This is a genomic window from Pseudoduganella sp. GW821-FHT11H04, assembly GCF_058807935.1.
Genome location: NZ_JBXARE010000001.1, coordinates 459,583 through 481,495, shown reverse-complemented (window position 1 = coordinate 481,495; position 21,913 = coordinate 459,583). Strand labels below are relative to the sequence as shown.

Sequence of the window (21,913 nt, the reverse complement as noted above, 5' to 3'; positions counted from 1 at the left end):
CTAGGATTGCTGGCTTGCCCCCAGCAGTTCCTCAAGTTGCGCGATCTGCGCCGGGTCTTTGACGACGGCGCGCAGCCATTCATGCAGCGGCAGCTCCCCCCATTTGGCAGCCTTTTCAGCGAGGTAGGCCACCGGGCTATGCGGTTCGGTGCGTCGGAAGTATTCCGCCACCAGCCGCAGTTGCGCAAGCGCGTGTGCGCGCGATTGCGGCATCGCAGGCCTGCCGCCTGCCGCGCCCTCCGCCACAGCCCACGAACCCGGGCCCCGCCCTGCATTCACCTCATCGTCGGCACCGGCATCAGCACCGACGGACCTGACTTCGAGCGCAGCATGTTCAACCGCCCGCCGCACCGCATCGCGCGCAGGCCCAAAGGCCGGGCCATCGGCGCCAAGCCGGGCATCGACGGCGGCCTGCAGCAATTGCAGGCCCGCCAGGCAATGCTGCGCATCGCGCAGGCAGGCCTCGGGATCGCCTTCCGCGCGAAAGTCCCGCACCAGCGCCGGCGTGCGCCCCAGCAGCCAGGCCAGGTTGCCGCTGCGCAGTTCATGCTCGCCGCCCTCCGGCAATGGATGCATGTGCTCCCAGAACCGTTCGCACAAGCTGGCCAGCAAGTGGAAGCCATCTCCCAGCCCCCGCAAGCGATGCGTATGCGCCCGCGCCTCGGCCAGCCAGACTGCCAGCCGCAAGTCCTTGCTGCGCGAGCGAAGCAAGTCGGCACAGCTGCTGGCCACCAGCGGCCAATCCGCAGTGTGAAGCGGCGTGGTCCACTCGCCCTGCTCCAGCGTCGGATCATCCTGGCGCCGCGCGGCAGCAATCGCGTCCATGCACTCATCGAACGAAACATCCTCGCCGCACGGCTGGTCAGCGCTGACCGGCACCAGCAAATCCTCGTTGCTGAACATATGGCCTCCTATTTGGTGGTGATCCGGAATTGCCCCTGGCGCGTTACGCCCACCTTTACTTTCGCCACCGGCATGCCGTCTGCGAATCGCGCAAGCAGGACGTCTGCAATCCCCGGTAACAAGCTGCCATGCAGGATGCTGTCAATATTGCGGGCACCGGAGTCAGTCTCGGTGCAGCGCGCGAGCACCGCCTGCACCAGCGCGTCGTCCCAACAGAATTCGGCGTGGTGGTTCTCGCTGATGCGCTGACCGATACGGCCCAGTTTCATCGCAATGACTTGTGCCAGCGCTTCATCCGAGATCGGGTAATACGGCACCACTTGCAGCCGCCCCAGGAAGGCAGGTTTAAAATACCGCACCAGGTGCGGCCGCAGCAGGGCATCAAGCTCCTCCGGCATTGGCAACGGCGCCTCGCCCCGGTTCAGGCAGGCCTGCATGATGGCGGCGGAGCCCAGGTTGGACGTGAGCACGATGACCGTGTTACTGAAGTCGACCATCTGCCCTTCCGAATCTTCCAGCATGCCGCGGTCGAACACCTGGTAGAACAGTTCCAGTACGTCGGGATGGGCCTTGTCCGCCTCGTCGAGCAACACCACGCAGTAAGGGCAGCGCCGCACCGCCTCCGTCAGCACGCCGCCCTCGCCGTAACCGACGTAGCCGGGCGGCGAACCTTTCAGGCCAGCCACGCTGTGCGGCTCCTGGTACTCGCTCATATTGATGGTAACCAGCTTGCGCTCGCCTCCGTACAGCAAATCGGCCAGGGCCAGCGCGGTTTCGGTCTTGCCCACTCCCGAAGGACCGGTCAGCAGGAATACGCCCTTCGGCTTGCGCGGATCGTCCAGTCCCGCACGCGCGGTGCGCATGCGCTGCACGATGGTTTCAACGGCATGCGGCTGGCCCAGCACACGCGACTCCAGCGCGGGGGTGAGCTGCTGCACGGTGCGGATTTCATCGCGCAGCATGCGGCCGACAGGAATACCAGTCCATGCCGCGACCACGCCAGCGACAACATGGCGGTCGACTTCCAGCGCTACCATCGGTGCTTCGCGCTGCAGGGCGTGCAGTTCTTGCTGGGCGCTGGCGGCGGCGCTGGCATCGCCGCCTTGCCGCAGCGCGACAACGCGCTTGCAAAGCTCGCGCTCACGTTCATGGCGCGCCGCCAGCTCCGCGTGCCAGGCTTGCAGGCTGCCTCGCTCGTCGCGCAGGGCGGCCACCGGGGATGGGCCGCCATCGCTGCTGCCGGCACCGGTCGCCGTATCGCGCTCCAACGCCGCGATGCGCGCAGATAGACGCTCGATCTGGCAGGCTGCGTCTTCCAGCAGCGCTGGCGATGCGCATTGGCTCAGTGCGACGCGGGCGCAAGCCGTGTCCAGCACGCCGACTGCCTTTTCGGGCAGCTGGCGGCTATTGATATAGCGGTGCGCCAGCCGCACCGCCGCCGTGACGGCATCGTCGCTCACGCGCACCCCGAAATGCCGCTCCATGAGGGGCACCATGGCACGCAGCATTGCCGCCGCCGTGTCCTCGTCCGGTGCTTCGACCTTGACGACCTGAAAACGTCGGGCCAGTGCCGCGTCCTTCTCGAAATATCGTTTGTATTCGCTCCAGGTCGTGGCGGCAATGGTGCGCAACTCGCCGCGCGCCAAGGCTGGCTTCAGCAAGTTGGCCGCGTCGCCCTGTCCGGCCGTACCTCCGGCGCCGATCATGGTGTGCGCTTCGTCGATGAACAGCACGATGGGACGCGGACTGCGGCGCACTTCGTCGATCACATTCTTCAGGCGCGCCTCGAATTCGCCGCGAACGCTGGCGCCGGCCTGCAGCAGCGCCAGGTCCAGGGCATGCAGTTCCACGTTGCGCAAGGGCGGCGGCACCTCGCCGGCGGCAATACGCAGGGCCAGGCCCTCCACCACGGCAGTTTTGCCGACGCCCGCCGCACCGGTCAGGATCGGGTTGTTCTGGCGGCGCCGCAGCAGAATGTCCATCAGCTGCCGTACATCCGCAGCGCGGCCGATTACCGGATCCAATTTTCCGTCGCGCGCAAGCTGGCACATGTTGACGGTGTATTGCGCCAGCGCCGGCATTTGCGGCGCCGCCGGCGACAGCTCTTGCGCTTCGGCCTCGCCCTCCGCGGAGCCGGCGACATACTTCTCCATGCGATGTTTCAGGCCATCGACCGGGAATCGCGCAAACAGCGAAGAGATGCGCGTCGCTTGTTGCGACAATTCCGATTCCGTCAGCAACGCAAGCAGCAAATGGCAGCTGCGTACCTGGTCCGGCTGCGGCAAGGCCAGCGAGGAAATCAGCCACGCATGCTCCAGCAGCAGTTGCAGCCGCCTCGCAAATACCGGAACACGCACCGTAGCAACGCACACCCCAGCCAGTTCGCGCCGCAAATCAAACTCCAGCGCGGTAGGGCTTACTTCGCAGCGGCCTGCGATCGCCAGCAAATCGCATTCCGGCTGCTCCAGCAACGCAAGCAGAAGATGCTCGACATCGACTTCGCCATGCCCCATGCCAATGGCGATATTTGCAGCGCGGGTTGCGGCGGCGCGGCAGGCGCCATTCAGTTTTCCGATCAGGGTTTTCAGTTGGATACTCATGCGATGGCTCCGCGCTTGATGGAATAATGCAGCGATGAGGGCTGAAGTGCGGCGCTGAAGCTCACCGCTTCGCTCCCGCCATGCGTGCGCAGCATGCCGACGATGACGATATCGATGCGGTTGACGCTTCCGTTGCGATCGGCCAGGGTGACCAGCACATTTCGCAGGCGCGGCTCATGCCGCTCCACCGCCTGGCGTATGCTGCTGCAGATTCGCGCCCGGTCTTCGCTGCTGCTATGGGACAGGCCGGCAAAATCCGCCAGCCCGAAGTTCAGGATCGAGCTTGCGCATTCCGGATAGGCTTGCAGCAGCTGTTGCGGCAACGCGGTGCGTGTGTTCAGCAGTACTTCCAGGTCGCGCGCCACGCTTTCCTTCAACTGTTCCTGCGACAGGAAGCGTCCACCGGAATGGCTTCCCAACAAACGGTCCAATAAGCCAAGGCGAAAGCCATCCATGCCGCATCTCCGAAAAAAACGGCTGCAGCGCATGTGCGCCGCAGCCGCAACTCCCTCCAGAATCAGGCAATGCGGTTGGAAGCCAGGTCCCATCCGCCGGATGTATTGCCGCCCATGCCGCCGGAAATGCGCTGCTGCGTGTACTTCCAGCGCACCTTGGAGAACTTGAAGCCCACCTCTTCAGTCAGGATGTCGCCTTCACTCACCGAGGGCGACACCGCGCCAATCAGCACGTTATCGAGTTCGATCTCGAAGTACTTGACCCGCTCGCCCTGCGCATCGGCGCGCATGAATTCAAGCTTGGCCCGAGGGATGGTGCGTCCGGCGGAACAGGTTTGCAGCAGGATGGGCGAGGCCAGGTCGGCCAGTTTGGTGATCACCACGTCGTGATGCTCGCAGCGTTCGGCCGTGTGGCCGCCACCGGTCGAGGACGTGGCGGAACGCGGCTGCTCCACGGCCCAGCTGACCGATTTGCATTCGATCCAGTCCTTGTGGCGCTCATCGGCCGATTCGCCCTTGATGCCGTCGATATGCAGGTATACGTCGATTGCCATTGCAATACTCCTTTTCAGTAGTTGGTGGTTTGCGGCAGTTCCGCCACGAGGCGGAGGGAAACGGTCAACTCGTCGAGCTGGAAATGGGGACGCAGGAAGCTGACGGCGCGAAACACGCCGGGCCGGCCCGGAACCTCGCTCACTTGCACCGAAGCTTCGCGCAAGGGGAATTGCGCTTTCTGTTCCTGGCTGGCGTTATCATCCAACAGGACGTATTTCATCAGCCAGCGATTCAGGAAATCTTCCACATTCGAGGCGGCTGCGAAGCTGCCGATTTTGTCGCGCATCATGGCCTTCATGTAATGCGCGATGCGGGATACGGCGAAGATGTATTGCAGCTGGGAGGACAGCACCGCGTTCGCGTTGGCCGCCTCCGAGCTGTAACGCATGGCCTTCTGCGCCGACTGGGCGCCGAAAAAGGCGGCATAGGCGGTGTTCTTGCAGTGGACCAGGGAGATGAATCCCAGATCGCTCAGCTCCTTCTCGCGGCGGTCGGTGATCGCCACCTCGGTCGGGCATTTCAGCGCGACTTCGCCCTCGTCGGTCTTGAAGGTGTGGGTCGGCAAGTCGTCCACCAGGCCGCCGCCCTCCACACCCCGAATGGCGGCGCACCAGCCGAATTCCTCGTGCGCCTTGGTTAGGCGGGCACCGAAGGCATAAGCGGCATTGCACCACAGGTATTTGTGGTGGTCGCGGCCATCCACGTCTTCCACGAAATTGAAGCCTTCGACGGTGGTGCCATCGACGGGATTGAACGGCAGGCGCCCCAGGAAACGCGGCAGCGTCAGGCCGACGTAGCGCGAGTCCTCGCATTCGCGGAAGGCCTTCCACTTGGCGTATTCCACGGTATCGAATACCTTGGCCAGGTCGCGCGGCTTGCCAAGGTCACCGTAGTTCTCCAAGCCGAAGAGCTCCGGCGAGGCGGCGCTGATGAAGGGCGCGTGGGCCGCGGCGGCAAGGTGCGACATCTGCTCGATGAAATAGACGTCTTCGGGTTGCCGCGAAATCTCGAAGTCGCCCAAAAGCGCGGCATATGGCGAGCCGCCGAAGGTGCCGAACTCCTCTTCGTAGACCTTCTTGAAAATGGTGCTCTGGTCAAATTCCAGTGCGCTCTGGAAGTCGCGCACCAGTTCACGCTTGCTCACGTTCAGCAGGCGGATTTTCAATGACGGGCCGGTAGCCGTGCTGCCAACCAGGTAATGCAAGCCGGTCCAGCTCTGCTCGAGCTTCTGGAATGCCGGGGTGTGCATGATGGCGCTCAACTGGTCCGAAATCATGCGGTCCAACTCCGCCACGCGTGCATCGATTGTGGCGGAGAGGTTATGCGACATCTGCACCGTGCCCTTCACCACTTGCCGCGCAAGCTCGCTGATGATGTCGCGCGCACGTTCATGCTCGCTGCTGGATTTGGCGACCTTGCTTTCCTCGACGATGCGGTCCAGCAGGTCGCCCTCTTCCAACGCGGTCTGCGCCGCTGCTTTCAGTTGCGCGCTCATCTCATTCCTCCTTGGGCACGATGGCCGCCAGGTCTTCCGTGTTTTTCAGCACATCGGTCAGCAAGTCTTCCAACCGGTCGTTGCCGGCCAGTTTGTTGCGCAGGTCCGCCAGCTTGCTGCGCGCCTCGAGCAGTTTGCTGAGGGGCTCGACCTGGCGCACGATGGCTTCCGGGCGAAAATCCTGCATGCCTTTGAAATGAAGCTCCACCGGGAATTCGCCCTCCCCGCCCAGCCGGTTCGGCACCTGAAAATTCAGCACCGGATTAACCCCAGCCAGCACTTCGTCGAAATTGCTGCTGTCGATGTTGACGAAATTTCGCTCCTTCAGCCGCTTTTGCGGAGCGGTCGGGTTGCCGCTGAAGTCCCCCATGACGCCGACCACAAAAGGCAGTTCCTTGTTTTCCATCGCATCGCCAACCTCCACGTCATAGGTCATCTGCACGCGCGGCGGACGCACTTTTGTCAAGCGCTTCTGCACACTGTCACGGTTTGTCATTTGCATGCTCCTATTTGAGGGCGCCGAAAGGATCGGCTGCGGTAGACGGGTTGGTGGTGCTGCGCGGCGACTGCAGCTTGATGGGCGCCGCGGCTTTCTTTGGTTGGCGCGGCGCCCCGGCTACCGGCACCAGCACGTCTTCGCCAAGCGCCGTACGCAGGGTGCGTGCCAGTTCCTGCGCTTCGCTTCGGACCGATCCACCGAGGTTGCTTTGCTGGCTCAGTTCCAGCAGCGAACGGGTGGACAGGCGCAGGCCGCTGACGGCGATGATGCTGTGTGCCTGCTTGTCGGTAGGGTCACGCTGCAATGCTTCCTGCGCGTTCACGATCGCTTCGCTGTAACTGCCTCGGTCAAATCGCGCTTGAGCCACTTGCAGCCAGGGAGCCTTATCGGCGGGGTAGCTTGTCGCCGCAGCTTTCAACGCCGCCTGGTATTTTTCGTGCTGGCCTGCGGCAGCGGCGCGGTCCGCATCGGCCAGCATGCTCTCAAGGGATCTCAGGGCTATTTTGTCGCTGCGTTGCAGCGGCTCTTCGGTGGCACAGCCTGCAAGCAAGGCCGCGACGACAAAAACTGCAGTGCATGATCTGCGCATCGTTCTCTCCTTCCGCAAAGTGAAGGCCATTATTGGATCGATGTGCGGGCTTGCCATTGCGCTGTCTCAAAGTCCCCCTACATCACTGCGCCGCTGTTTGAGCGCGCGCAAACGCAGCCTGCAAATGCGCAGCTTTAATGGAATCTTCAAACAAGGAGGCCGGCATGACATTACCAGCGAAGATCCTTTGGAGCGAAGGCCTTTTCCTGCGCCCGCAGCACTTCCAGCAGCAAGACCGCTATCACGAAGCGCGCGTGCACGCCACCGCGCTGGCCGCTCAGCCAATGCTGTGGGGCGTTCAGGCAATCGAATGGGACCAGGCGGCGCTGGCGAACGGCAAACTGCGCCTGCTTGCCTTGCGCGCCATCTTTCGCGAAGGCGAGTTGTTTGACGCGCCGGCCAGCGATCCGCTGCCTCCGGCCATTGACCTGGGTACCTTGCCTGCGGAAGTGCAAGAAATCTTCTTTCACGCCGCGATGCCGTCGCAGGAAAATGACCGCTTCCAGCAGGCGCAACGCGAGACAGAGGACTTGTTCAGCGATGCCTTGCCGGCCGGCCTGATATATTTGCGCAAGCAGGTGCGCCTGGTGTCCGACCTTGAGCCGCGCGGCGCTTACGACAGTTTTCCCTTATTGCGCCTGCGCCGCGTCGTTTCCGGCAGCTTCGAAATCGACGCGTCGTTCATGCCTCCCTCCATCAGCATAGCCGCCACGCCACGGCTCAAGCTACTCCTGGACCAGCTGATGGATGCGCTGCAAGCCAAGGCAAACGCACTGCAGGGCCATATGCGCGAACCAAGCCGCAACGTCATCGAGTTCCGTAGCGGCGATGTTTCTTCCTTCTGGCTGCTGCACACCGTCTCCACCTCGGCCGCCACGCTGCTGCACCTGCTGCGCCATCCCACCCTGCATCCCGAGCGCCTTTACCAGGCAATGCTCGGCCTGGCGGGTGGCCTGATGACTTATTCGCGCCTTGTCCACCTGGGTAACCGGCCGGCTTACGACCACGCTGCACCCGGGCCATCTTTCCTGCAACTGGATGGCATGATTCGCGAGCTGCTCGACACTGTCATCTCGGCGCGCTACTTCTCGATTGCCCTGCGCGAGGAAAAGCCCGGCTACCACATTGGCAAGCTCGATTCGGGCAAGATCGGCGCCGACGCCACGCTCTACCTGGCTATTGCGGCCGCCGTGCCGGCCCTGGAACTGGTCGATGCTGTACCGCTGCGTGTAAAAGCAGGTGCGCCGGACGATGTGGAACAATGCGTGCTGTCCGCCATGCCCGGCGTGACACTTGTCCATGCGCCTCAAGTGCCGTCTGCAATTCCCGTGCGTCCCGATACGTGCTATTTCGCGCTGGAGAACCGTGGCGTGCTGTATGAGCAGATGCTCAAGGCACAGTCCATTTCCATCTACGTGCCCGCAGGGATCAAGGAACTGCGGCTCGAACTCCTGGTGGTGACCAAATGAGCCAATTCATCGAACGGCGCGCCGCGCCACCCAAGCAGCGTACCCCGGACTTGGTGGACCTGATGCACGAAGGCTTCCATATGCTTTCACTTTTACGGCATGGCAGCGTCCCCCCTGGGGAAACCGAATTCGCGGCGGCCATCCACGGCTTCCTCGACGACTTCAGTAATGCCGCACGCGAACTGAAAATCGCGGCGGAAGATATCGAAGCCGCGAGATACGCCTTCTGCGCCGCTCTGGACGAGACCATCCTGGCATCAGCCTTTCCACTACGCGACGCCTGGGAACGCAGGCCGCTGCAATTGCTGCTGTTCGGAGATCAGTTGGCGGGGGAGCACTTCTTCGAAAAGCTTGAAAATCTGCGGCTGAGGGGCAGTGAAAGGCTGCAGGCGCTCGAGGTATTCCATATGTGCCTGCTGCTTGGCTTCAAAGGGCGCTATGCACTTGACGGCGCCGATCGCCTGGCCTATCTCGCCGCGCGGCTTGGCGACGAGATTGCGCACCTGCGTGGTCACGGTAAAGGTTTCGCTCCACGCGCAGCGCGGCCCGACAACGTCGCCCACAAGCTGCAAAGCAATGGCCCGATATGGATAGCCGGTGGTGTGTTCGTCCTGGCTGCGCTGGCATCGTTCGGCATCATGCGTTTTACCTTGGACAACTCGACCGGCGCCACCATGGCTGCCTACCAGGACGTCGTGAAACAGCCGCCGCGCCCAGCCACGCTCTCAGTAAGCTTGCCTTGACTCGTCTCAGTCGATGACGCGGAACTCGATACGGCGGTTGCGCGCGCGCCCTTCTGTGTTGGAGTTATCTGCGACCGGTTGATCCGGACCCGCTCCCGCCACCGCAACACTTGCAGCCGGGATGCCCTTGGCCGCCAGGTAGCTGCGCACCGCTGCGGCGCGCGCCAGGCTTAGCGCCAGGTTGGCTTCGCGCGCGCCGGTATTGTCGGTGTGGCCGATCACTTCCACCTTACGGCCGCCGATCTGCGCCATCGCCGCCGCCATTTCGTCGAGGATCTGCAAGCCCGATGGCCTGATCACGGCCTGTCCGCTTTCGAATTCGATGATGCGCCGCGCCAAAGCGGTATCCAGCAGCTTTTGCGCAGGGGCATTGACGCGCAGGCCGTTGCTGATGGTGAAGGTGGGATTGAGGCTGTTGGCCAGGTCGCTGGCCACTTGCTGCCGCTGTGCCTCGTTGGCTACGTCACCACGGATTCCAACGCGGTTGCCCTCCACCGTCAGGTGCCCCTGGCTGACCTGCTTCAGTGGCTCGGAGAGCAGCTTTTGCATATGCGCGCTCCAGTTGGGCGGCGCCACGACATTACCCACCGCGAGCTGATCCACCACGCGTGCGGCGCCGTACAGGGCGCGCGCCCGTTGCAGAATGGCGGACTTGGTCGCCTCGTCGGGCACGGTGCCCGCAACGGTGACCGGCGCCACCTGCGCCAGTGCGGGCGCCCCGGCGGCCAGGCAAAGGGTCAAAGCCAGTTTGCGCATGCCGGGCTCCTTGTCAGCAGAAGGTTTCCTGGAACAGTTGTATCGCGGCAGGCAGGCCAAGCTGCCCTTGCTCGAGGCATGCGGCAAGGCGCAGCAAGGGTGCGTCCCCTTGCAGTGCGCCCTCCACCCAGGCGCAGTCCGTGAGCTGCACCATGCCTTCCCTCCTGGCATCCGGATCAATGACGGCTCCCAGGCTGGCCGGGTTGGCGCCGTCCAGGCCAAGCACCAGCGAGGGCTGGCCGGCGACCGGCGCCAGGAATAAGGCTAACTCCAGATCCTGCCGCGCCAGCATTGGAGCGGCAAGCGTCATCCAAAATGCGGCGACCTGCGGGCGCAGCGCTGCATCATGCGGCAAAGGCAGGGCCAAGCAGCGCGATGGCACCGGTCCTTGCTGGCGCAGGGGCGACAAAAGCAAGCCCAATGCAAGAAGCAACTGCCGCATGGACATGGCGGCAGGGGGCGGCGCCAGCGCGGCTTCCAGGCCGGCCAGGCATGCGCCGACGAGATATTCATCAAAGCTCGCCTGCGCCAGCGCCACTTCCGTTACCGGCACCGGCTGGATGCCGTCGACCGGGCGCCCAGCCGCCGCCCAGGCGACGCCGGCGGCGATTGCCAGCCCCTCCCACGTCGGCGCCAACGCCATCGGACTGCAAGGCAGGAAGTCGCGCGGCTTTGCTACCTGGTGCACCGCCATGCAAACAAAAGGGAAGCGGCGTTTCGACTGGTCCCGGCTGGCCAACAGGCGGCCGCTGACCACCTGGCGCGAACGCGTTCCAGCAAAGGCGAAGTCCAGCGGCGGGCAGGCATCGTAATGCTGGCGCCAGCGCGGATTGGTCGAAAGACGCTGCATGACTGTCGCTAGCCATTGGTCCATCAACTCCACCAGCACCTGGTCGCCAGGCGAGCGCACAAAGTCGCCGCAGCCTGGCAGCTTGCCGAAATATGCAATGCGTGGCGCCGCGACAGTCATGGCGCTCCCCTCCTGCCAACTACAGTCTCAGGCAGCCGCATGCCGCGGAAGCCGTTATCTTCGGGCGTGCTGCCCGGCGTGCTGGTGATGCGCAATTCCACCGTCACCGATGCGCCGCCGCTACTCCAACGCAGTTCATGCACGCCCTCCTCCTTGCGCGTGCGGCTGGCGGAGTCGATCATCCGCCGCAAGCCAGTTGCGCCGGTTTCACTGAATAGCTCCACCACCTTGCCGTCCTCCGTGACACCGCTGATCCGCACGCCGCTGCTTCCCTGTGGCCCCGGGTAGACCATATTGCTCCATTGCGGCACGCCATTGCGGAAGCGTAGCAATTGTCCGTCTATCTCAATCGAATACTCCGCCAGCCCACTGCCTGCATGCGGCAGCAGCTGGAAAACAGTCTGCGTAGCCGACGCCACGCCGCCTGCCGCCACGGGAGCCATCCAGCCCGGGAAGCGTTGCAAGGTATGCGGCGTGAAGCTGATGCCCATCTCAGCCCAGGTGCGCGGCGCCATCACGTCACCGCGCCTCAGTACCAGGGCTCCCAGCGAGGCGCTGGCGAATTTTGCGATCGCCCCTTCCGGCCCGAAGACCTGAGCGATTTCCGCCTGGCTGGCCTCCGCGCTGCCAGCCGGCGCGAATGGGAATTTTGCGGCCAGCGTGCGCATGAACGGTTCGTAGACTTGTGCTTGCCAGGTCTTGTTGATCTCCGCTTCGGCTGGCGCCACCAGCCCCGCAAAGACCTGGATCAAGGGCCTGACCAGGAGCGGCCGAATCGCTTGCCTTTGGCGCTCCTCCAGTCCCGCCATCATCTGTTCATCCACATCGCGCAGCGCATCGGCCAGTTCGGAACCGCTGCCCTCGAGCGTCTGCTGCATAAGCTGGCGCGCACCGGGACCCGGGTCGCCCTGGTTTCGTATGCCGTTCAGGCGCGCGCGCAGCCGAGACAGATGTTCGAGGTAAGCCCGCATCATGGAACCATCCTTGTCGCGGCTCGCCAGCATAGCCGCCACAGGTGCAAACTCACGTCCCAACGCGCCTGCCTGCGGAGCCGGCAATGCGGCTGCGACTGCGCCCCCTGCCGGGGCGCGTTCAAACAGGCGGGCTTTAAGCCATTGCGCCAAACCGCTATCGGCATGCTGCACGCTGTCCGCTGCACGAGACGGAATATCCCAGCTGGTTTGCGCTGCCACGGCGCTCCAAACCTTCAGCAACGGAGAGGCGGCAGGGTCGCCAAGGCGATTCATCGCATCGACCGTGCGGGGGAAGTCCGACATGCTGGCGATGGCAACGCCTTGCAGGAAAGCCAGCCACTCCTTACTGCATTCGACTTTGTAGCTCTCGATCAGTGCCTTTTGCACCTGTTCCGGGCTGCCCTCCAGCGTCAAGTCGGTGCGTTCCGCCGTTTTCAGCACCCAGTCGCTCGATTGCAGCGAGCTGTTGGCCGCCTCGCGGATAGCGTCGCGCACATATCCTTCCCATGCCTCGCGCGTGAAGGCGCCCGAAACCGCATGGCTGCCCTGTACCAGCTCGCGGTCTTGTTCACCGACGATGCGCGCCACCGTCATCGCGGGATAACGCGTGCTTGCACGTGCCTTGATCTCGGCATAAACACGTTCGCGGGCCGTCATGCCGCGTACCACTTGCCGCAACTGCTCACGCGCCGCCTCGACCAGCGCGAGTTTTGGTTCAAGTCGAGGCCAGGCTGGATCCGAAAGCTGCAAAAGGTAGAAGGAAATCAATCCTTCCGCGCTACGCAGCAGCTCCTCGAGCGGCATGGCACCGCGATTGGCCTCCAGCCAGCCGCGCCAATGGCGGGTCAACTGGTCACCCAGGTGACCAGTTTCGGCGTGGGATTTATCGGCCAGCATCAGGTATGCCTTCAGCGCGTTATAGGAATCCTCGACATTGCCTGCTTCGCGACGGCCCAAGGCAAACAGCTGGTTTTCCAGGCTCGCGGCCACGGGCTTGAGCAGGATTTCAGACATGCCTTTGAAGTATTCGCTACGCAGCTTTCGTTCCAGCGCGCCGCGCTGGGAAAGTCCCATTCCCCAAAGCCATGGCGATTCTCGCTCCAGCTTGTCCATTTGCTCGATGCGGTCTTGCAGCAGTTGCAGTGCTTCCAGGCGCGATTGCAGGTCCGGGCGCTGCGCCTGCAGTTTGACGGCCTTTTCCAGATCCGCTGCGGCATTGGCGACCAGCTGCGCATTTCCCGAATAGGACCAGGTCCATGCTCCCAGCACCATGCCAAGCAGCACCACAGCCGTGGCAAGCGACCCGTTGCGCAGAAGGCGCTGCCTGCGGGTCGCATACTGCGAGACCAAATTCTTATCGGCGAAAATCACGTCACGAAAAAGCCGGGGCAAGAAATATCCGGTCTGGATGCGCGGACGCGTTGCCGCATCAGCCGGCCGCGCCAGGCCGAAACGCTGCGCCACCCGCAGCGATTGCGCGCATAGGGGTTGTCCCTCCTGGAGTGCGCTGGTGAAGTAGTAGCCCCGGAAAACAGGATGGAACTGGAAGGGATTGTCCTCGAACAGGGTGGCCAGGAAAGCCTTCAACGACGCACGCAGGGCCGCAAATTCAAGCGGAAAGGTATGCACGCCTGCCGGGACCAGTTCGCGGCGGCGCTGGGTCATGATGGCGACGGCCATTTCACGCAAGCCGTCGCATAGTTCATCGTAGCTTTGTTCGAAAAATGCCAGCATTTCGCGGCAACCGGCCTTTTGCCTGAACGGCATGGTCGCGCCCCAGGGCCGTTCGCGCTCCGCCAGTTCCGCATCGGCGAAGAAGTCTGCAAAGCCGGCTATCAGGTCCGCTTTGGTGAACATCACATACACGGGCGCGAAGACTTCCAGCTTTTCGATAAGGTCCTGAACGCGCTGGCGCAGGCTGCGTGCAAGCTGCAGCACGGCCTCCGGATCGTCGCCACGCAACTCGGCGATGCTGACTGCGATGATGATGCCGTTGACCGGCGCGCGCCGGCGGTGCTTCTTCAACAGTCCAAGGAAGCCATGCCATTCCTCGCGGTCGGCCGCTTGCACCGCATAGCGTCCGGCGGTGTCGAGCAGGATGCCTTCAGCCGTGAAGAACCAGTCGCATTGGCGCGTCCCGCCTACGCCCTGGATCGCGCGCGCGTCCGCGAACGGAAACTGGAGGCCGGATTGTGTAATGGCGCTGCTCTTGCCCGCCGCCGGGTTGCCGATCACCATATACCAGGGCAGTTCGTACAGCGCGCGAGCGCCCGTAGCGCGGCCAAGGCGCGAGTTTTTTATGGTGCCGACAGCGTCCAGCATCGCGCTGCGCACCGCTTCCAGGTCGGCCTGGGCGCACGTTTCGACTGGAGGCTCAGGCTCGTGTTCCCGCCGGTAGGCCAAGTAGCGCCGTGCACCCCGCACGGCCAGTGCCAGCACGGCAAGAGCCGCGATCGCAAGCAAGGCCCAGATCAGCGCCAGTTGCAGGAACTCGGCGCCCAGGAATAGCAGACCTGCCAGCAGGACAAAGGCCAGCACATTCAGGACGCGCCAATCGGTCAGCAGGTACCAGATTCTTTGCCACATGATGGACTGGAGGAGAGAGGCAGGTTGACTGATGTTGCCATCAAGCCGAACGACGTTTCTTGAGCCGCCTCAAGCCCTGGTATCGTGTGTGCGCAATTCTGTGTGGCCAAAATCCATCATGGTCCAGCGGCCGCCCCATACCATGCCGGCAGCTTCCGCCACTTCGCCATACAGCTGGTAGCCGCGCAAGGCCCAGGGATCCCGTTCGCTGATCACCAGCCGGCCCTCGCGAACAAAGGCGCAATCGGCGGCCAGTCCATATTGATGGAAGCTCTGGAAAGCCCGCGCGTTGCTGACATGGCTGCCGGCGGCAGCCAGCCGCTCCTGCCGCTCCGGGCTGCGGTACCCCTCCAGCAGCGCCATTTCGTAGCCGTGGCGTTCGCGCATCACATTGAATACCGCCAGCAGGCGCTGGGCAAAATCCTTATCCAATCTCTGCCAATCGCGGTCAGCTTGCGACAACATAGGCCGCAGCAGGTCCACATCTGCAGCGGAGAAAACCAGCGGCGGCAGTGGCGGCGGCGGCACAAGCTGTTCGCCTTGCAGCAAAGCTGTGATTTTCGGATCGGCGGGACGACCGCTGTCTTCGAACGCAGGCAGCGACCAGCGCGGACGCAGCAAGCGCACCAGCAGCGGCGGCGTTCCCGCCAGCAGCACCGCGCCGGAACCGAGCAAAAACAGGCGGCGCCGGCGCGGGTTTGGCGCCAGCTTTGGAGGGAATAGCAACAGCCAGCCACCTGCGCAGGCTGCGATAAAAATGCATGCCACGATAAATAACAACATGGTGCGTTCCGTCAATGCGAATGCGCATACGCTGCGCGACACTTGCATCCTATGCCGGCTCGGGATCAGACATGACGAGCCAAATCAAGCTTTGGGAGGACTTATGCAGCCCGACTTGTTTGCAGGCGGTGCGCAAAGGGACGATAGCCATCGGATCCTGACGCGGCTGGCCAATGGTGGGCATGTGCCAACAGTGGCGCGGCAGTGGCAAGGCTGGAATTCCGTGCAGCGGGCGCGCTTCGCGGCTGTCGCCTCGCTGTTTGCCATCATTGCCGCCGCGTGGGGGTGGCTGCAAGATGTTGGCGCGCCTGCATCGCATTCCGCGCTGGCGCCAGTTGCAATGGCCAGGGTCCACGCCGCCTCAGACTCGCAGGCGGCGACCATCGTCAACGAACCGGCGCATGCAACTCCATCCGTGCAGCAGCCGCCCGCGATAGCTGTGGCGCGACCCGAACCACGCGCCGTGCGCCCTCACCCGGCCAAGCCGGCTTTGCCGCCACCACGCCTGCCACGCAACAATGCGCCGGCCGAAGGCGACGAAGATGTCACCCTGCTGACGGCCATGCTCAAGCACGCCAACGGGCAGAAGCCGATGTCTACCCCGCCAAAGGATTGATGAAAGCCGCCATCGCCTGAAGGGTGGCTTCTGCTTGTTCAAGGTGAGGGCTGTGGCCGCAGTCAGGCAACAGCAATTGGCGCGCACCGGGCGTGGCGCATTCGATGGCGTCCAGCTGCGCGCCGGACCCAAAATGGTCGTCGCTGCCCTGCATTGCCAGCAATGGGCAGGCAATCGCCGGCAGCAGGTATTCGATATTCCACTGCCTGAACCAGGGTGCCAGCCAGGTATCGGCCCAGGATGAAAAAACCGTCGCCGCTTTGTCGCCGTGATGACGTGCAAGCGCACGCAGCATTTTTCCGGAGCCGTGTGCGGCCAGCACAGCGCGGATACCTTCGATCGTGATGTCTTCCACGAACACGTGCGCTGCCGCGCTGATGACACCGCGCAGTCCCTGTGGCCGTCCAGCCGCGTAAATCAGGGCGATGCTTCCGCCATCCGAATGGCCCACCACGATATGCTCGCGGCCTGGGGCCAGGCGCTCGATCAGGGCCGGTAGTTCCAGCATCGCCGATTGGTGCAGGTAATGAACGGTGCGCTGCGCCGGCTGCGGCGACGACAAACCGAAGCCCTGCCGGTCATATACGAGGCCAGGGCAGCCGGTTGCCGCGCACAGCCTCTCAGGGAATTCCTTCCACATGCCGATGCAACCCAGGCCCTCGTGCAAGAACACCAGTAAAGGCTTGCGCGAATCGCCCTCGATCAGCTGGTAATTCAGTTGCGCCTTACCCAAGTCCAGCAATGGCATGCGCGGCTCCTAGTGCAGCGAAAAATCGACGCGGCCCGCTGCGCCGGACTTCGGCGCGATCAGGAACACACGCTCCGGTGGCACCTGCCCCTGTCCTGTCAACCAATCTTTTGCAGCTTGCGCGCGGCGGTTGCCCAGCGCGATGAAATCATCCTGCTCGAACTTGATATTCGCCAGCATCAGCTTCTCCATTTCCTCGGTCGGCAGCGACTTGGTGAAGCCCAGCGCATTGCGCGGCTTGGTGAACGTCTCGTCCTTGTAGGCACGCGCCAGCAGGCCTGCGTATTCTTCCTTGCTAACCACCACGCCGCCTTCCGGCAGGGCCGCGCCTTTGGCCTGCAAGTCGCGCGTTTTGAGCTGTCGCAGCTTACGGTCAAGCGCCGCGCGCTTCATGGCTTCCAGTTCCGCGCTATCGTCGAAGCGGCCGGTGATATCCAGTTTCAGGCCTGGGCGCTCGGTCATCGCCTTGGACAGCGACTTCAATTTTGCTTCCGATGCCGGCAGCAGCGCCGCACGGCCCTGGTCAAATTCCAGGTTCGACAATTCTTCACCGCCACCGAACATGGAACTGATCAGCGCAAATGGCGAGGTGACGGTCTTCATGATGGCGTTGCCAATCACCTTTAGGATGATGCCGCCCAGCGAGAACTGCGGATCGTCCAGCGAGCCGCCAATCGGAACGTTGATGTCGATCACGCCATTGCGGTCGCTGAGCAAAGCAACCGCCAGGTTCACCGGCAGCTTGGTTGCTTCGGGATTGGTGCTCTCCTTGCCGAAGGTGAGTTGGTCGAGCACCAGTCGGTTCTCAGCCTTCAATGCACGATTCTCCAGCTGGTAAGCCACCTCGAAGGTCATCTTGCCCTTCTCGATACCGTAGCCGACGTACTTGTCAGCGTAGGCGGAAAGCTGCGACAGTTCCATGCCGCGCACTTCAGCGCGCAAGTCGAGCGACAGTTCCTGCTTCAGTGGATGCACCTGGCCGGCGATCAGCAGCGGCGCGCCGCTGACGTTCCCGCGCAGATCCACCTTGGCGTTGTGCGCAGGGTCGGACGACAAGCCGCTCACGGTACCGCCCAGGTCTTTCAGGTTGGCGGTGTAGTTAGGCTTGATGAAGTTATCGGTGAAACGTACCTTACCGCCCGACAGCAGCAATTTGCCGATGCGGATGGGCGGCAGCGGTTCCGACGGTTTCGCTGGTTTCGCCGGTGCGGCGGCCTCGGGCGATTCGACTGGCGGCGCAGCCTGTGCAACTTCTTTCGCTTTGGCCTTGGCATCCTTGACCGCTTGCGCACGCGCACCGGCTTCGGTCAGGCTCTTGCCCTCTTCGCCTTCCTTGCGCATAACGTCCTGCACGTTCAGTCGGCCGTTCGGGTCGATAATCACGCGGGCGAAGAAATCGTCCAGCGCCACGCGGTCGATATTCAGTGTGAACGGTTTGAAGTTGACGTCCATGCCGCCGAAGGCCAGCGACTTCCAGCTCAGGAAATCGTTTGAACTGGTTTTATCGACGGTCGACAGGCGGTTCACGCTAACGTCGCCTTTGAAGCCACCGGCAACCGAGCCGTCCTTGCCCGTATCGAGTTTCAGGCGCGCCTTGCTGGTAACGGCTGCCTGCAACAGGCGCAAGTTCACATAGTCGGTGACGTAAGGCTGCAGCGGCAGCAGGTCGAAGTTCCTCAGATCCAGCGCCAGGTCGGCCTTCAACGGCGACGGCGCCAATTGGCCCTTAATCTCCAGCTCGCCCTTGTTGATGGCTGTCTTCAGCGCCACTTCCGCGCTTGCGCCAGGCGTGTTGGAATAGCCCTCCACAGTCAGCGCCAGCGGCGACAACTTGAAGATGGTCGGTTCGGTGTGGAAGTCCTCGCGCAACTTGGCCGACCAGTCGCTGATATCCAGCTTGCCGACCTTGATTTGCATCGGCTCTTCGTCGGACGATTTGGCCTGCGCCTTTGCCGGTGCCGACGCAGAAGCCAGCTTGCCCTGGTGGACATCGATGTCTGCGCTGCTGGAAGTAACGGACGCGATATCCAGCATGTGCTTGGAGCTGTCGAACGCAATGTCCTGCACTGTCAGGCCGAACTTCGCCAGTTCCGCACGCAAGTTGCCTTGCGGCGTATCGTCGGCATAGTGCAGTGCCGCGCCGTTGATGGTCAATTCTTTCAGCAGGACCACTGGGCCGGTTCCGGCCGGAGCCGCCGCCGCAGGGGCCGCAGGCGAAGCTTCCGGCGCCGCGGCAGGCGCCAGCTGCGCCAGATTCAGCTTGCCATCCTTGCCGCGCTTGATATCCAGGTCCAGTCCATCAATACCCACTTGTGCGATTTCAAAGCGCTGCGCCAGCAGATCCAGCTTGCCCAGTTTGACTTTGAGTGCGTCCAGCTTCGCAACTTGCGTCCCATCCAGCTGTTGCAGCTGAACGCCCGACAAGCTAGCCTCGCCGCCCAGCACCAGCGATGCCGGTTTGTCCTTCGGCTGCACCACGGTCAGTTTCAGCTTGGTGTCCAGGTGCGCCGACGGCAGCTTGAAGCCCGGCTTGAACGGCAGGTAGCCCAGGTAGGTGGTCAGGTCCACCTTGTCCAGCTCCAGGTCCAGCGCATAGTCCTTCGGTTCCGCGAACGGACGCGCTTTGCCCTTCAGCGACAGCGGTGCACCGTTGATATTGGCGCTGAACAGCGGCTCCACAAAAATCGTCACGTCCGCAGGCAGCGAAGATACGAACGGAAGGCCCAGCTTCAGCTCCTGCACCTTGTGCGTCACGCCCGCAGGCTTATCCTCGAAGGACAGGCTGCCCTGCTCCAGCTGGATGTTATTGACAGAAAAGCGGGAAGGCTCCGGTGAAGGCGGCTGGCTCGCGATCAGTTGCAGGATGTCGTCGATGTTGTAGCGGTTGTCCGCGTTGCGCACCAGGTGCACATATGGCTTGGCCAGGCGGACTTCCTGCACCACCGGTGCCAGGCGCGTGACCGATTGCCAGGACAGGTCAAGACCCAGGCGGTCAAAGCTGGCAAAGACGGCGCCGCCATCCGGCTCCATCACTTTCAATCCCTGCACCGAAGCAGCCAGCGTAAACGGGTTGAACGAAACATCTTCAATGCTCAACTGGCGATGCAGTTTTTCCGATGCCTGCTTGGCCGCTTGCGACTTTACGATTGCCGGCACAGCGAGAAAGCCAATGCCCGTATAGGCAAGCAGCAACCCGGCCACAGTGCCGGGTATAAGGTATTTCAGTGGTGGGATTTTCATAATGCAGTATTGTAATCGCACACGCCCTGCGGGAAGATTCGTGCAAGCCAGGTTTTTTGTGCCTCGCTAAAGCGGACAGCAGGCCCGTACGTGCCGTCGGCGAGGGCCGTCGCCAGCGGTTTCAGTTCGCATTTAAAGGTGTCGCCACGGATCGATTCACCCGCCACCATGCGCGGGCTGCTGTGGATCGGGAAAGCCAGGGTGCAGGCGCCGGGTGTGCCGCCATCAAGGACACCGCCCCACGCACCTGGACCGGAGCCAATCACTGCGCCCGCTCCGTCCACGCAGCGGTCGGTAAATCCTGCCGGCGCGCGGCCGATCGCAAGGTACTGGTCCAACACCGCTACCGCCTGCATCACCTGCCCTGGCAAATCGGTTTCCGGCTTGGCGAACCAGATCACCTGCTGCTTCGCCTCGCCCGGATTGGCCGCTAATAGGCGCGCGCGCACCGAGAAAGCCTGGCGCGCATCGTGCATATCCAGGTCCGCTTCGCGATAAGGGCGCAAGTCGATCATCGGGATGCCAAGCTGCTTGCCGGTGAAGACATGCCCCGAGCTCCAGGCCGCGCGAATCGAACGCTGGTCGCCTTCGCGCCGCGGCGCCGGCATTCCACCAGGATCGCGGCACGTGGCGCTGCGATGCATATTGGCGGAATCAAATGGATCGCTATCCTGCTTGTATTGCACGAAGTCTCGCTGCTCCTTCCAGCTGCCGGCGCATGCGTTCAGGCGCAGGAATTCATCGGCATCGATCTTTCCGGCCGCCAACGCGGTGAGCCCGTACTGTACGCCCACATTATCGATAGGGATAGGCGCGAAACCCTCAGCATCGGTGCCGTAGAACTCTTCCAGGTCGTTCCAGTGCGTCCATTTCACTTTCGCGAAGGCTTCCGGCGCGTAGCCATAGTAAGCAATCGCCTTGTCGAAATTCGGGCTGCGGTAATGCGGATTGACCACCGTCGGCATGGCAAAGCGCCAGCCGTTGATGCATTCCGTCGAACCAGGCTTGCCGGTAAAGGGATTTTTTGCCGTGTCGCTGGCATTCATGCCCTGCACCAGCGACTGGCGGCTCCACGTCGCCCATGGCGATTTCGGGTCGCGCGCCACCTCGTCGAGGAAGTACTGTCCCAGCAAAGGGCAATCGGAAATCGGTATAGCCTGCGTCACCATGTCCGGATAAGATTGCACCGGGATGCCGGCATCGAACAAACCCGGATGGTTTTGCGCAAACATATACTGTTGCACCGCCCCGCCCGAGCCGCCAATACCTATCGTATAAAGCGGCTTGCCGTAATGCTCCGCGAAGTAAGCCTTGACCTGCGCCGCCGTTTCCTCGGCCAGCCGCATATTGTAGTGAACCCCGCTCTCGTTGCCCGACGAGTTGGCGATGGCGTAGCCCTGCGCCAGCAGCTTGGGCATCAGCTGCTTCTCGGAGCCATTCAGCGCATCGTTGAACCACATGGCCTGCCCTTGCTGGTGGCCGATGCCGACGCCGCCGCGCATCCAGTAAATCAGCTTATGATTCCAGGGCACGCTCTCCGGCATGGCGATGGTGTAAATGAATCGATTGATGGTGCCGGCCTCCACCCGTATGGTCGACATCGCGCCGGACACCGCCTCCCGCGGGTAAGGCTTATAGCCCGCACCGGTGTTATAGAAACGTTCAATGCGCGGCTTGATGGCGCACTGGCTGATATAGCCGACGATCTTGCCGGCATCGTCGCGCACCGGGTGGCCTATGCCCTTGTCGTTATCGACCAGGGGCTGGCCGAGGCCCGATTCCACCGTGCGGCAGATGAAGGGCTGCTGCTGGTGATGTTGCTGCTCCGGGGTGCTGCATCCTGCCAGGGTGGTAGCCGCTGGAACGGCCAGTATCCAAGCTCTCATGGCGCCTCCTCCTTGCCTCCCAGTGTAGCTGAACGCCGAGGGCAAG

At 62.9% G+C, this 21,913-nt stretch carries 17 protein-coding genes; 3 read left to right on the top strand and 14 right to left on the bottom strand.

All coding sequences use genetic code 11. The features are described from left to right. From AC1RTP_RS02355 to AC1RTP_RS02325, 7 genes are all read right to left on the bottom strand, one after another. Entirely contained in the window at positions 1–903 is a 903-nt protein-coding gene (locus tag AC1RTP_RS02355; RefSeq protein ID WP_498604418.1) for a type VI secretion system protein TssA, read from the bottom strand. 8 nt (positions 904–911) lie between these two features. Continuing rightward, complete coding sequence (tssH, locus tag AC1RTP_RS02350; RefSeq protein ID WP_498604417.1) at positions 912–3,503, bottom strand: type VI secretion system ATPase TssH; 2,592 nt, start codon at positions 3,501–3,503, stop codon at positions 912–914. Continuing rightward, positions 3,500–3,958, bottom strand: coding sequence for a type VI secretion system baseplate subunit TssE (gene tssE / locus AC1RTP_RS02345; RefSeq protein WP_498604415.1), 459 nt, complete (start codon positions 3,956–3,958; stop codon positions 3,500–3,502). The genes tssH and tssE overlap by 4 nt, the downstream gene beginning before the upstream one ends. A 62-nt stretch (positions 3,959–4,020) precedes the next feature. Then, complete coding sequence (locus AC1RTP_RS02340; RefSeq protein ID WP_498604414.1) at positions 4,021–4,512, bottom strand: Hcp family type VI secretion system effector; 492 nt, start codon at positions 4,510–4,512, stop codon at positions 4,021–4,023. A gap of 14 nt (positions 4,513–4,526) precedes the next feature. Beyond that, on the bottom strand, positions 4,527–6,008 hold the full coding sequence (gene tssC / locus AC1RTP_RS02335; RefSeq protein WP_498604412.1) for a type VI secretion system contractile sheath large subunit: 1,482 nt from the start codon (positions 6,006–6,008) through the stop codon (positions 4,527–4,529). Position 6,009: 1 nt separating this feature from the next. Then, positions 6,010–6,504: a type VI secretion system contractile sheath small subunit gene (gene tssB / locus AC1RTP_RS02330; RefSeq protein ID WP_498604411.1), complete on the bottom strand. Its 495-nt coding sequence runs from the start codon at positions 6,502–6,504 to the stop codon at positions 6,010–6,012. A gap of 10 nt (positions 6,505–6,514) precedes the next feature. Next, positions 6,515–7,096 carry a hypothetical protein gene (locus tag AC1RTP_RS02325; protein WP_498604410.1) on the bottom strand — a complete coding sequence of 194 codons (582 nt, stop codon included), beginning with the start codon at positions 7,094–7,096 and terminating at the stop codon, positions 6,515–6,517. A gap of 164 nt (positions 7,097–7,260) precedes the next feature. Here AC1RTP_RS02325 and tssK point away from each other — a divergent pair, with 164 nt between their 5' ends. Then, positions 7,261–8,565, top strand: coding sequence for a type VI secretion system baseplate subunit TssK (gene tssK / locus AC1RTP_RS02320; RefSeq protein ID WP_498604408.1), 1,305 nt, complete (start codon positions 7,261–7,263; stop codon positions 8,563–8,565). Beyond that, complete coding sequence (gene icmH / locus AC1RTP_RS02315) at positions 8,562–9,308, top strand: type IVB secretion system protein IcmH/DotU (RefSeq protein WP_498604406.1); 747 nt, start codon at positions 8,562–8,564, stop codon at positions 9,306–9,308. The genes tssK and icmH overlap by 4 nt, the downstream gene beginning before the upstream one ends. A gap of 6 nt (positions 9,309–9,314) precedes the next feature. Here the strand turns inward: icmH and AC1RTP_RS02310 are convergent, their stop codons facing one another. From AC1RTP_RS02310 to AC1RTP_RS02295, 4 genes are all read right to left on the bottom strand, one after another. After that, positions 9,315–10,064, bottom strand: a complete 750-nt coding sequence (locus AC1RTP_RS02310; protein ID WP_498604404.1) for an OmpA family protein — start codon at positions 10,062–10,064, stop codon at positions 9,315–9,317. A gap of 13 nt (positions 10,065–10,077) precedes the next feature. Further along, complete coding sequence (gene tagF, locus AC1RTP_RS02305; RefSeq protein ID WP_498604403.1) at positions 10,078–11,034, bottom strand: type VI secretion system-associated protein TagF; 957 nt, start codon at positions 11,032–11,034, stop codon at positions 10,078–10,080. After that, entirely contained in the window at positions 11,031–14,594 is a 3,564-nt protein-coding gene (gene tssM, locus AC1RTP_RS02300; protein WP_498604401.1) for a type VI secretion system membrane subunit TssM, read from the bottom strand. Before tssM ends, tagF begins: the two co-directional genes overlap by 4 nt. Before the next feature lie 69 nt (positions 14,595–14,663). Beyond that, entirely contained in the window at positions 14,664–15,377 is a 714-nt protein-coding gene (locus AC1RTP_RS02295; RefSeq protein ID WP_498604400.1) for a M15 family metallopeptidase, read from the bottom strand. A gap of 103 nt (positions 15,378–15,480) precedes the next feature. Between AC1RTP_RS02295 and AC1RTP_RS02290 the strand changes: the two genes are divergently transcribed. Then, positions 15,481–15,993: a hypothetical protein gene (locus AC1RTP_RS02290; protein WP_498604398.1), complete on the top strand. Its 513-nt coding sequence runs from the start codon at positions 15,481–15,483 to the stop codon at positions 15,991–15,993. On the opposite strand, the gene AC1RTP_RS02285 is transcribed toward AC1RTP_RS02290, so the two are convergent. From AC1RTP_RS02285 to AC1RTP_RS02275, 3 genes are read right to left on the bottom strand one after another with little or no spacing between them, the layout of a single operon-like run. Beyond that, a complete protein-coding gene (locus tag AC1RTP_RS02285; RefSeq protein ID WP_498604397.1) occupies positions 15,974–16,741 on the bottom strand; it encodes an alpha/beta fold hydrolase in 768 nt (255 codons plus the stop codon). The genes AC1RTP_RS02290 and AC1RTP_RS02285 overlap by 20 nt on opposite strands. A 9-nt stretch (positions 16,742–16,750) precedes the next feature. Then, positions 16,751–19,981 carry a DUF748 domain-containing protein gene (locus AC1RTP_RS02280; protein WP_498604396.1) on the bottom strand — a complete coding sequence of 1,077 codons (3,231 nt, stop codon included), beginning with the start codon at positions 19,979–19,981 and terminating at the stop codon, positions 16,751–16,753. Next, entirely contained in the window at positions 19,978–21,867 is a 1,890-nt protein-coding gene (locus AC1RTP_RS02275; RefSeq protein ID WP_498604395.1) for a DUF6351 family protein, read from the bottom strand. The genes AC1RTP_RS02280 and AC1RTP_RS02275 overlap by 4 nt, the downstream gene beginning before the upstream one ends. Positions 21,868–21,913: the final 46 nt, after the last annotated feature.

Coding starts and splice junctions, on each gene's coding strand:
- tssC (WP_498604412.1), bottom strand. CDS start 6,008: ATGAGCGCGCAACTGAAAGCAGCGGCGCAGACCGCGTTGGAAGAGGGC.
- tssH (WP_498604417.1), bottom strand. CDS start 3,503: ATGAGTATCCAACTGAAAACCCTGATCGGAAAACTGAATGGCGCCTGC.
- tssE (WP_498604415.1), bottom strand. CDS start 3,958: ATGGATGGCTTTCGCCTTGGCTTATTGGACCGTTTGTTGGGAAGCCAT.
- AC1RTP_RS02280 (WP_498604396.1), bottom strand. CDS start 19,981: ATGAAAATCCCACCACTGAAATACCTTATACCCGGCACTGTGGCCGGG.
- tagF (WP_498604403.1), bottom strand. CDS start 11,034: ATGACTGTCGCGGCGCCACGCATTGCATATTTCGGCAAGCTGCCAGGC.
- tssK (WP_498604408.1), top strand. CDS start 7,261: ATGACATTACCAGCGAAGATCCTTTGGAGCGAAGGCCTTTTCCTGCGC.
- AC1RTP_RS02275 (WP_498604395.1), bottom strand. CDS start 21,867: ATGAGAGCTTGGATACTGGCCGTTCCAGCGGCTACCACCCTGGCAGGA.
- AC1RTP_RS02355 (WP_498604418.1), bottom strand. CDS start 903: ATGTTCAGCAACGAGGATTTGCTGGTGCCGGTCAGCGCTGACCAGCCG.
- icmH (WP_498604406.1), top strand. CDS start 8,562: ATGAGCCAATTCATCGAACGGCGCGCCGCGCCACCCAAGCAGCGTACC.
- AC1RTP_RS02290 (WP_498604398.1), top strand. CDS start 15,481: ATGCAGCCCGACTTGTTTGCAGGCGGTGCGCAAAGGGACGATAGCCAT.
- AC1RTP_RS02285 (WP_498604397.1), bottom strand. CDS start 16,741: ATGCCATTGCTGGACTTGGGTAAGGCGCAACTGAATTACCAGCTGATC.
- tssM (WP_498604401.1), bottom strand. CDS start 14,594: ATGTGGCAAAGAATCTGGTACCTGCTGACCGATTGGCGCGTCCTGAAT.
- AC1RTP_RS02295 (WP_498604400.1), bottom strand. CDS start 15,377: ATGTTGTTATTTATCGTGGCATGCATTTTTATCGCAGCCTGCGCAGGT.
- AC1RTP_RS02310 (WP_498604404.1), bottom strand. CDS start 10,064: ATGCGCAAACTGGCTTTGACCCTTTGCCTGGCCGCCGGGGCGCCCGCA.
- AC1RTP_RS02340 (WP_498604414.1), bottom strand. CDS start 4,512: ATGGCAATCGACGTATACCTGCATATCGACGGCATCAAGGGCGAATCG.
- tssB (WP_498604411.1), bottom strand. CDS start 6,504: ATGACAAACCGTGACAGTGTGCAGAAGCGCTTGACAAAAGTGCGTCCG.
- AC1RTP_RS02325 (WP_498604410.1), bottom strand. CDS start 7,096: ATGCGCAGATCATGCACTGCAGTTTTTGTCGTCGCGGCCTTGCTTGCA.